The 10,388-nt window shown below is 56.4% G+C and carries 4 protein-coding genes; 1 reads left to right on the top strand and 3 read right to left on the bottom strand.

Going from position 1 to position 10,388, the window contains the following annotated elements:
- Both D477_RS20990 and D477_RS02745 read right to left on the bottom strand, forming a co-directional pair.
- The coding region (locus tag D477_RS20990; RefSeq protein ID WP_190273507.1) for a glycosyltransferase at positions 1–2,741 on the bottom strand (2,741 nt) is incomplete at its 3' end.
- A gap of 73 nt (positions 2,742–2,814) precedes the next feature.
- Positions 2,815–5,454, bottom strand: a complete 2,640-nt coding sequence (locus tag D477_RS02745) for a glycosyltransferase (protein WP_237740678.1) — start codon at positions 5,452–5,454, stop codon at positions 2,815–2,817.
- A 1,219-nt stretch (positions 5,455–6,673) separates the two neighbouring features.
- Here D477_RS02745 and D477_RS22520 point away from each other — a divergent pair.
- The gene (locus tag D477_RS22520; RefSeq protein WP_190273508.1) at positions 6,674–7,708 is read left to right on the top strand and encodes a stealth family protein; all 1,035 of its coding nucleotides are present in this window, start codon (positions 6,674–6,676) and stop codon (positions 7,706–7,708) included.
- 108 nt (positions 7,709–7,816) lie between these two features.
- Here D477_RS22520 and D477_RS02750 read toward each other — a convergent pair.
- Positions 7,817–10,388 (bottom strand): stealth conserved region 3 domain-containing protein (locus D477_RS02750; RefSeq protein WP_005267063.1); only part of this gene is annotated, 2,572 nt, incomplete at its 5' end.

Raw genomic sequence — 10,388 nt, forward strand, 5'->3', positions numbered from 1 at the left:
CGCGCGGATACGAGTTTCCAGTCGAGCGTTATGACGTCAGCCGAATTGACAGACGTTTTGGACACCTTCGACGTATCGAGAATCGAGAAGAAGTCCTCAAACTTGAACTCGTCGCCCATCAAGGGTTTGTCGGCAATATGCAGCCAGACCCAAGGGATACCGTACGCCTGCGCGATGATTACGCCGTGTAGCGAAGTGGATATGCAAGCCGACGCCGAGGCGATGTCATCAATAACCTCCGCAGGGGCGCGTGCAACGTTGACAACTTTCACGTCGTCGCTCTCCTGCTCTCCGAAGTAGGCCTTGTGCGCATAGTGCGGGACGAGCGCAATGTGTCCACGGCCTCCCTCGGTAGAAGGTGAGTAGAAACGCGGCAGCAGCAGTGCCGGATCGCCGAAAACAGCCGGTACATCCCATCCGAGTTTCCGTGTCAGTTCTTCGTGGGTCTTCCGGCCTCGAACGGCATGGATACGACGGGGCTTCCGCTGCTGCAGGCGGCGGACGGTATCCTCCCCCATCGGGGCAATAAGGCCCGTCCCCCAAATCTCTAAACCGCCGCGATCCAGATAATTAAGCAGCGACCCTACAGTCACCAAGGTGTTTCCGATATGGCGCTTGCCCTTGGTGTTGATTGCCGGGCGTCCAGTAATCATCTCCACCAGCCAGGGCCCAATGGTGTCGCCGAAATTGGGCTTGCCATCCCACCAGTACACGTTGACGGGCTCTGCCACCTCTCCCGTACCGGCGGCAAAATGCCCGTTGCCAGGCGAATCCAGCAGCTTCACAGACAACGTTCCCTGTACGTCGCGTGAGAATTGCAGCCTTTCATCCGTTATCCATGCAGGATCCGGAAAGGTGACCTGGTGGTCGAGATCATCCAACGACATCCGCACGGCAATTTCGGACGAACCTTCCTCCAAGGGGTAAATGACCTCGAAAAGCCCGACACCTACCTGGCGATGAGCAAGAGCGGCCCCGCTCTGCCTATGGAACTTAGGCGCTTTGGCGGGCGCCGGCACAACGCGTGTGAAGGCGCTCAACCAGTGACTGTCCTGGTATTGATTATGCTGCAGGCCGAGGACTGCGACGGCAACTGCCCCTTTATGGACGACGCCGCCGACGTCGAATGTCAGGTTCTTGTAACCGGCATTGAAGTATGCAATGATCGTCCGCCGCATCCCATCGGAGCGCTGAGCAGACACCGCCACTTTGTCGCCATGGATGGCATCGGTTTTCTTGCCGAACCGTACCCGCCGTGCTACCCCTTCGAGTTCCACGTCCAGGAAAATGCCCCAGGCGCCGTCGGGAGACATGGGCCCCTCGACTTCGTCCAGCACATTAGTCAGGATAGAAAATTCGCGAACTCGCGTACTGCCCGCAGACCGTTGCCCGATCAGCTGCGTCGGCAGAATGACTTCCTCGTCGGTATCCCTGTTGACGAGAACAGCACGTATAGCCGACGGCGCGTCTTCGATGCCGGCGAAGCCAGCGAAGCCAGTCACGAGATACTTGTCATTAACGCTTTGAATGTCAGTGAGCTTGTGCGTAACGCCAGGGACTTCCAGGCCCTGCCGCAGGCGCTCAGGCACCAAATTCGCGACATCGGCGGGCAGGTCGACGACGACCCTGCCGTCAAAGATGGACGAGCAAATGCGCCGGCCCGCCTCCTCCTGCTCGGCCAGTCGGCGCAGTGCTTCGGTTTCGCCCTGCATCAGGAGATGGTTTTTGATTCGGCCAACAGTCGTGCAGTAGTTCTCGACACCTGATGTGTAATAGGGCTCCAAGCCTGCCTTGGCCGACTGTACAAACGCCCTCCGGTCTTCCTCGGAAGCCGTCAGCCACAATTTTCCCAAAGCTGCAGGCAAGGTCGATGTGAAAACGCGCCGGATCAGCCTGTCCCGCCTCGCTCCGGGATCCGTGTAGCGGGCGACGACTGCCGCCAACCTTGTCGTTGTCTTCGCCTTGTCCGCAAGGGTCTGCTGGCGCGACGTGACGTTTTGCCCGTCATCACGCTTGCGGATATGGCAATAGACCCGGTCAGCCAAGACACTGACTTTCGCGGCGTTCAGGTACATCGATGCGGTGAACGGCTGGTCCTCACCGATCCATTGGTCCTCGGCAAAGCGGAGGCCCAAGGATTGGATCAGGGCTCGCCTGAACAGCTTGATAGGGCCCAGGCTGTCCCAAGCATTGGTGGCAATAATATCGGCGTCGAGGACGGTTTCGCGGAACATATGCTCCGGTACATGCCGGCCATTCAAGCTTCCGAAACGTCCGAGGACTACATCGGAACCCTCACGGTCAGCGATCTCCACCATCCGATGGAGGCTGTCGGTGGCCAAGACGTCGTCGGAATCCAGGAAAAAGACATATCTGCCGCGGGCGCGCTCCAGGCCAGTGTTCCTGGGTTTGCTGGGCCCTCCAGAATTTTCCTGCCGCACGACGACCAGCCTGTCGTCCTCGCCGCCCAATCGCTCAAGGACCGCGGCCGTATCGTCGGTTGAACCATCGTCGACAGCGATAACCTCCAATTGACCAGCGGCAAAGGACTGACCAAGCGCGGAACGAACGGTCTCTTCGATGTAACGCTCGGCGTTGTAGACCGGGATCACGACTGAAACAGCCTTCTCACCCGAAGCAAATCGGCCGGAACGAGTGGTTGGTTCGGGCTGCCCGTCTTCCCCCGTCCGGAGCCACTTCAACAGCCTGCCGGCTTGGCGCGGCACGGAAAAATCGTTCAATGTGTTATCCGTTTCTCGTCTCTTCAAGCCAGCTGATCACAAGTGGCCGGGATGTGTAATGCCGATTCTGTCCCTACGAAAGAACACCGACAGCAGCTTCAGGTTCCTGCGCCTGAGCCAATGGTTCCGTCCGTGCGGATGCGCCGATGGCTTCATAGAAGCTTTGCATGGCACGGTTGTTGTACGAAGTGATGTCAAACTCCGACGCCGGTACTTTGCCTTCCAGGAAATCCTGCATTCCTCGTGCCAGTGCTTTGGTTGACCTTTCGACCACAAGCCCTGTGCCTGGCGGTACGGCACTAGCCACGGAGCCAAAAGCGGTGGTCACAATGGGAAGGCCAAGGACCTTCGCCTCAAGCAAGACCATGGGTTGTCCTTCATAGTCACTGGAGAGGACGAAACAATCCGAGGCGTCCATAAGCGCATACGGATTGTCCTGTTCGCCGGCAAATACGACAGCGTCGGATACCCCGAATTCTGCGGCTGTTGATTCCAGCTGCCTCTTCAGGGGACCATTACCAATGATGAGCAGCCGTGTAGCGGGATTAGCCAGATGAACAGTACTGAAGGCCTCTATCAGGCGAGCATGGTTCTTCTCCGGCGACAGCCGGCCCACGCTCACGAAAGTTTGCGCCGCGGTGCCCGCTGGGAAAAATTCTTCGAGCCACGCCTGCCGCGTCGCCTCTGCAGCGATATCCTCAGCACTATAGGCGGAGCGAAGGAACGCAAGCATTTCCGGTAATGCGTCCGCGGTGCAAGCGGCACGACCAGGCAAATCAGCCACGCGAGTATATTTCGGCGATGTCAGGGCCTTGATCTTGAATTCGTTGACTGTATTAACCGCTGAAGTGAACTTCCCGGCAGATGCAAACTCCGACAAATGCTCCTCGTTTAGCCTGCTCAGTTCCTCTGAGACAGACACGAGCTTGTCAAAATACTTATAGGTTGAGAAAACGGCTTCAAGGTTAGCCTTCAGCGGCTTAGCCCCATTAACCTGACGTTCCGCATCCTTCTTCAAGTCATTGTGGAGCCAAATCGAATGCTGTTTGGCATTCCCCCGAAGAAGCAGATAAGTCCAGAACGGTCCATAGCCGCTGAAGTCCACGATGTAGTCAAACTCGCTGTCGCCAAAACAGCGGTACCATTCGTCATCCCAGATAGGTTGCGCAGAAGAGGTGAAGTCCACGCCATCAGGAAGGCCGCCTTTGAGCATCGCACGGTACTTTTGCCGATCCTTGAGGCCGACATTCGGATACCCTTGCCTGGGAAAAAGCCTGACGTTCCTGTTAATCCTGTCTGCGTTAGCCATTTTGGCCGCATTACGGCTATAGGAGTACAGGACCGAGACGTCGAAACGGGAGTAGTCGATATTGTCCAAGAGATTCAGAGCGGATGTCGTTATGCCATTAGACGCCATACCGCCCAAGTACAGGAGGATCCGCTCACGCCCGTCGCCATGGTCGGAACGAATGCCGGGCATGCTCCGGTCATTTTTGAAGACGGCGTTGATTAGACGTTCGGTCGAAGACCCGTCCTCCAGCGATGTATAGTCCCGGCGTGCTTTCTCGTACTTTTCATCAACGTGACCTTCGTCGCCTGACGCCTCCCCGGCTCCTAGCCTACTGATGGAAGATGCCAACTCATCCGAATCGGTTGAGAGTGGTCCAGGCAACTGCTCGGGCTGCACATACAGTCCCCGATTCGCTGAGTAGCGGTTGAGGTCAGGTATGTGGAACAGAACCGGTCGGCCCGTTGCTAGGAAATCATAGAAAATGCTGGAGTAATCAGTGACGAGGATATCTGTGATGCCGAGAATGGTGTTGGTGGGAATATCGTTGGGCACCAGATAGCCTGCAAGATCACGGTTCTTCGAAGCCGCTTTGTAGACGACCTGATGGATCTTCAGCAGGATCCGGTACCGGGTGGTGTCAATTTTCTTTTCAAGATCGACAATAGTGCGATGGAGGATCGCAGCATCATTGGAAGGCTCGTAAAATGAGTCGCCCTTCCAAGTCGGCGCGTACAGAATGACTTCACGGCCGTCATCATGGATACCGTGCTGGGAAAGAACTTCGTAGAGGCCGACCTTCTGGGTTTCGGACAAGTTCTGTCGATCAATCCGGGGATATCCTGTCTCAAGGATTTTTCCACGGTACAGGTTCCTCAGCTTATAGCCGTCGAGATACATCTGCTCGGTCATGAACGAATTAGCCGATACGAGGTAATCGGCCTGGACAAAGTTCCGGATGATATTCCTGGTATCAGGGCCGCCACCTTCAATGTGATACCCCATCTTCTTCAACGGAGTTCCATGCCATGTGTTGATGTATGTCTGACCCCGCCGCTTAGAGAATTGCCAGGGGAAGGTAGCGTTATTGAAGAGATATTCGGACGTTGCTAATGCGTCGTAGTACTCGGTGGACCCATAGCGGACGAACCGGACGTTTCGGTTCCCAGCGTAGCGCTTGATCGTACCTTCGTAATCCTGGAGCGAGGAAAGAACCCAGATGTGTTGAAGGTGCGCATACTCGGGATTGTCCAGCAGCGATTGGAAGACAGCCTCGGGATTGCACAGCATCCCATTTCCGGAAAAAGACTCGTACAGTACGGTGCCCCTCCGGATCGGCTGCCGCCGTGCCCGGGCGCTGAGTTCAGTAGCCACGGCCTTCTTGGCTTTGACAACGAGATTTTCCATGATGGCTTTTTTGTTCAATGCTTCCTCCGAGGAACAGGTCCTCTTTCATCCAATCCAGCAGACCCGGCGTCCGCTGGTCGGCTGTCTTCTTTCAGCTCGACTGCGGATTAAGTCTGCCGCTCCCATTGTGCGCGGCCGAACAAACCGATCACCCGGTTTGGTCGCTGTGCCGTCCGGCTGATTGATGTGGGCATCTTCCAAGCCAACATAGCGATTGGAGGCAGGAGCCCAATCCGTACTGTTGCGCCTGGCCGGCGATCCGCTAAAGACCTCACACAGTGGCCGCGTCCCGCACAGAGCCCTTCGGCTCTGGGAGCGGGGCAGCAGTGCACATAATCCTCAAGCTTGACGTTCACCTTTGCGTTTTTTCTGTAGGCCAGTCTAAAGCAAGCTTCACATACCGCGGTTCAAGGGCCGCTTTCCGTTGTCTAGATCACCGGCCCATGTCAGAGGCAGCTGGCGACCAGCACGCTGGTAATCGCCATTTGAACGGTCAAAGCGTGCAGCAGGAATCGGGCCGCCATCCACGGCAAGCGCTGAAGTCAACGCATCGACAGCAAGTGGGACAGTCCCGGCGGTGGCGGCGGTTAGAATGGGTGCTGGACCTTTAGTCCTTGTCCTTATCCGTGCGCGATTCAATCGAGTCACATACTTCTATTGGAGGGCAACGCAAGTCGTGGCTGCCATTAAGAGACGTCTAGCCAGGCTCCGGAACAACGCCCTCAGATTGGTCTCCACGAACGCCAGTTTCTACCGGGCACTGCGCCTTGAGAGTAAGAGTTACCTTAGATCCGGCTCATTCTTTTTGCCCCGACTCGCGCGAATCGACCCGAACCTCCACATACCTTCGCAACGAAAACGGGCACTGGAGCTCGTTGAAGCGGCCTTAGCCACTGCGGAAGTACCGTACTGGGTTCTGCCCAGCCGGTCCGATAGACCGAATGTCATCGGCGTCAGCACGTGCCACCGCGACACTGTTTTCGGGGCCCTGGCTCGCGAGAGGCATTTCCACTGTTGGTATCTCCAGGAACTACGACCTCGGGGCACGGCGTATGGAACGGTTCGAATCATCGACAAATTCCTAAAGCCTATTTCCGAAGCCGCAGGTGTCCGTATCTACGAGTTTGTCCAGGCTCAAGAAGGATCCTCATTCAGCTCAACACCGAGCCAGGGAGTCGAGATCCATTTTTGGAAGCGAGAAGAAGGCGTCCTGAAATCGGCTGTTTGGAACGACCGGGTGGTTGAAATTGCTGCCACGGAGGCGAATACGCCGTCTGATAGCCAGATGACAGCAGCAATCTCACCGGCCACGCAAGACATAACTTTTCCCATCGATGTCGTTTACACCTGGGTTGACGGCGCAGACCCGAAATGGTTGGAGCAGAAGGCTTCAGCCCTTCAGCTGCATGATCCGAATCTGTTCACGGATAGAGCAATCGACGCCGCGCGTTTTGCAGACCATGACGAACTGCGGTTCAGCCTGCGAAGCATAGAACAATTCGCTCCATGGGTACACAGGATCTGGCTTGTAACCGCGGGGCAGACTCCGTCCTGGCTGGACACGTCCAATGAACGGATTACAGTTGTTGATCACAAGGAAATATGGCCCTCCAAAGACGGGCTTCCGACGTTTAATTCACATGCAATCGAAGCCAACCTTCATCGCATTCCCGGATTGGCTTCGCACTATTTGTATTTTAACGATGATGTCTTCTTGGGGAGACCGATCACGGCAGACCTGTTTTTCCACCCTAACCGATTAACAAAGTTCTTTCCTTCAAGGGCCATGGTCGATTTCGGCCCCATCGTTCCAGGGGAGAATGCCTCTACCTCGGCTGCCAAAAACGCACGGCAGCTGATCGAACGTCGTTTCGGTGTGACTTTTAGCCGAAAGTTCTATCATGCACCTGCACCGATCTCCCGTGAAATCATGAACCGGGCTGAAGAACAATTCCCCGAAGCCTTTCAGCGTACGCGCGAGGCTTCTTTTCGCCAAGCCACAGACATTGCCGCCTCCGGGTCTATGTACTTCAACTATGCATATGCCGTGGGCCAAGCCGTACCCGGTTCGATCCGTTATGACTACATTGATCCAGCCAGCGAGGATGGCAGGAATCGTTTAGAGAATGTGATTCGACGTAGGCATTTGGACGTGATTTGCATCAATGATGGTGCCACCCACCAGTCTCTTGACCAACGCGAAGAAACTGACCGTTACCTTAGGGACGCCCTCAGCCGCCTTTATCCAGTCAAGGGCTCTTTCGAGCTTTAGCGACCATCCGCCATATTGGGATGGCCGCCGGTATCGGCCCCGTCGCTTGCCGGGTTTGCTTTGAAATGGCCCTTCGCTCCAAGGTGTCGCACAACAGGCGAATTCGGCTCACGACTCGGTATCGGACTCATAGCTTGTGGGTATCGGAACGAGTTCCCGGAGAAAATAATCGGTGAGGACAATGGTGTGCGCCGGATCCGGATCGTCATGATTCGGTTCTCCAAGTGTCAGTACGTCCGGTTTGGCTCCACGAAGCAACCGGGTCATCAGGTCTTCTGTACCCTCCCGGCCAAGACCAACAAATGTGTAGGCGATACTCGCCGGCACAGCCCGGCCAGTTGCAAAGCCATAGTACTGCGCCAATGATGACAGCAACGAAATGTCGTCAGTCGATCGGAAACGCGCAGAGCGTGTCCTATCAAAGTGTTCCTGATACTTTGTCTCCATTTCCGCGAGCACACTCTTCCTGTGCGGGTGAGGGGTATGGAGAAGGCCCTGTGAGATTTCGATCCCAAATTCGCGGCGAATAATGTCCCGATTGTTGGAGCCGGCGGTGAGATGCGGCGGGGCATCCTCACCCAAATAGTTGATTTTCGTGGGCGACGTAAAGAATTTCGCTATCCCGTTGGCGAGGAAGTAAGTTTCCGGACGCTGCGGCCGCGTAAGAATAGTGTCGTCGTTAAAGTAGAGGAAATGTTCTGAGAGTCCTTCGATCCGGTGGAGGACGGTCTCGATTGCGTGGGAGTTAAACGTGGGAAGGACGCTCTTCCGGGGGAACAGCGATTCGTGAGAAACGAACTCCACCGCGTCATCTGCTTGAACGAACCAGTCGGGCGTCTGCCCGGCAGTAACAATGAATATCTTGCGGATCCAAGGGGCAAACATTCTTAGCGACCGAATCGAATACTTCAGTTCGTTACGGTTCGTAAATCTGGCGGCACTTGACGACTCTGCATGTAGCCGCCCGGAATCGATGGTGTACTGATCGCGGGATTTGCGCCATTCGGGATCAGTATCATCTACCCAAGTGTAGACCGCGTCGATGGGGAAGCTGACTTCTGACCATAGGGGAACACCGGAAGCGTCGGATGCCTGCGGCAAGTTCACGCAGTTGCCGGAATGTGACACGGAGTTAAAGGTGGACGCGGCGATTCTGTCGAGTTCGCGATTATGCCGCGGTGGCGCCAGCATACCCGGCTCATCTGGGACGTCCTGCCAAAGTTCGATGTCGCATGCATAGCCATCGCCCCGCCGAACGGTCATCTGCGGATCAGCATATTCGTGATAGATGCGGACAACAGTGGCTGAAGCAAATGCTGCTGGTACTGCTGGTGACCTGTGCGGGTCCCAAGAGCCGGGCGTCAACTTCCTGGTACCCAACAGTGCTTCCGCCCGCAGGCCTTGGCTCTCCCCCATGCTCAATTGCTTTAGGAGCCTGTCTTTGTCACGACTGGAAATCGCGATGACGGAACGACTGGCGTCATAGCCCTTCAGCGGGAGATGATTAATGCCGCTGGTCTCCAGGAAACGGAGACCGAACTCCAAATTGCGCCGCTGTACCCGCTCCCCAATTAGCTCGGGCAGTTCCAGCACACACCATGAAGCCTTCTCCTCGCCAACATCCCTGGCCGAGGGTGGCTGGACTGACTTCTCCTCTTCCAATGGCACCTTATGGGCCGCTTCACTTGCTCGTTTCGAGATCCGCTCTTGGCGAGTACCTGCTTCCTTCGCTTCCAAAAGCAGGGATTCGAAGAGTTCAGTCCAATTCTTCTGGATCTGCTCCGGTGAGTAACGGCGAGCTGATTCCTTCGCCGCGATGCTCATCCTCAGCCACTTGGATTGGTCACCCATGAGCTCTCCCAGAGCTTGGGCGAGGATGGTGACGTCGCCTGTCGGAACGAGGCGCCCGTTCACGCCATCCTCGATTATTTCCGAGGGGCCTGTGGGGCAGTCATAGGATACTACCGGGACCCCCGCGGCGATGGCTTCAAGAAGGACCAAAGGCAGTCCCTCGCTGCGCGAACTCAACGCCGCGATCGATGCCTTCGACCACTCAGCCAACATGTCCGTGACGGGCGGTATGATCTCCAGTCGGGATTCAATGCCCAAGCGCTTTGCCAGTCGCCGATAGACTTCTTCCTGGGGGCCGGCACCGTACAGCCGAAGGCGCCAGTCAGGATAGTCTGGGGCAATCTGGGCGAAAGCTTTTATTAGATGGTCGAACCGTTTTCCTGGGACAAACCTGCCTGCAGCAACGATGAGTGGCCGGCGTCCCGACGTCTCGGGCCGGAAGACATTGGGAATGGCGTTCGGAATCGTGACGAGTCTGGGAGCCGCATCCTGCAACTCGGCTTGAAGCCACTCCGACGACTCGTCCGTCAGGGAGACGATGCAATCGACGCGCGGACCGTACAGCAGGATCGGCTCTGCCGTGACGCCCCTTGTGCCTGTCGAGCGGTGTTCTTCCTCGACAATGACTACATTCTGCGGAGCCAGTTGGGCCGCCATGGCCGTTAATGCAGGAGTGGAGGTCACCAGAATTTCGGTTCGCAGCTCCGCAAGCGCGCGGGACAGAACGACATCGGTCAGAGCGTTATGCTGGTTGTCCCATTTCTCCGGAATGAGCCGAGAGGAAACCGAGCCGAGCAGGGAATGATCGGTGCTGTCCGTTTCGCCATCC

Origin of the sequence: Arthrobacter crystallopoietes BAB-32, assembly GCF_000328305.2 — a bacterium.
GTDB classification, from domain to species: domain Bacteria; phylum Actinomycetota; class Actinomycetes; order Actinomycetales; family Micrococcaceae; genus Crystallibacter; species Crystallibacter crystallopoietes_A.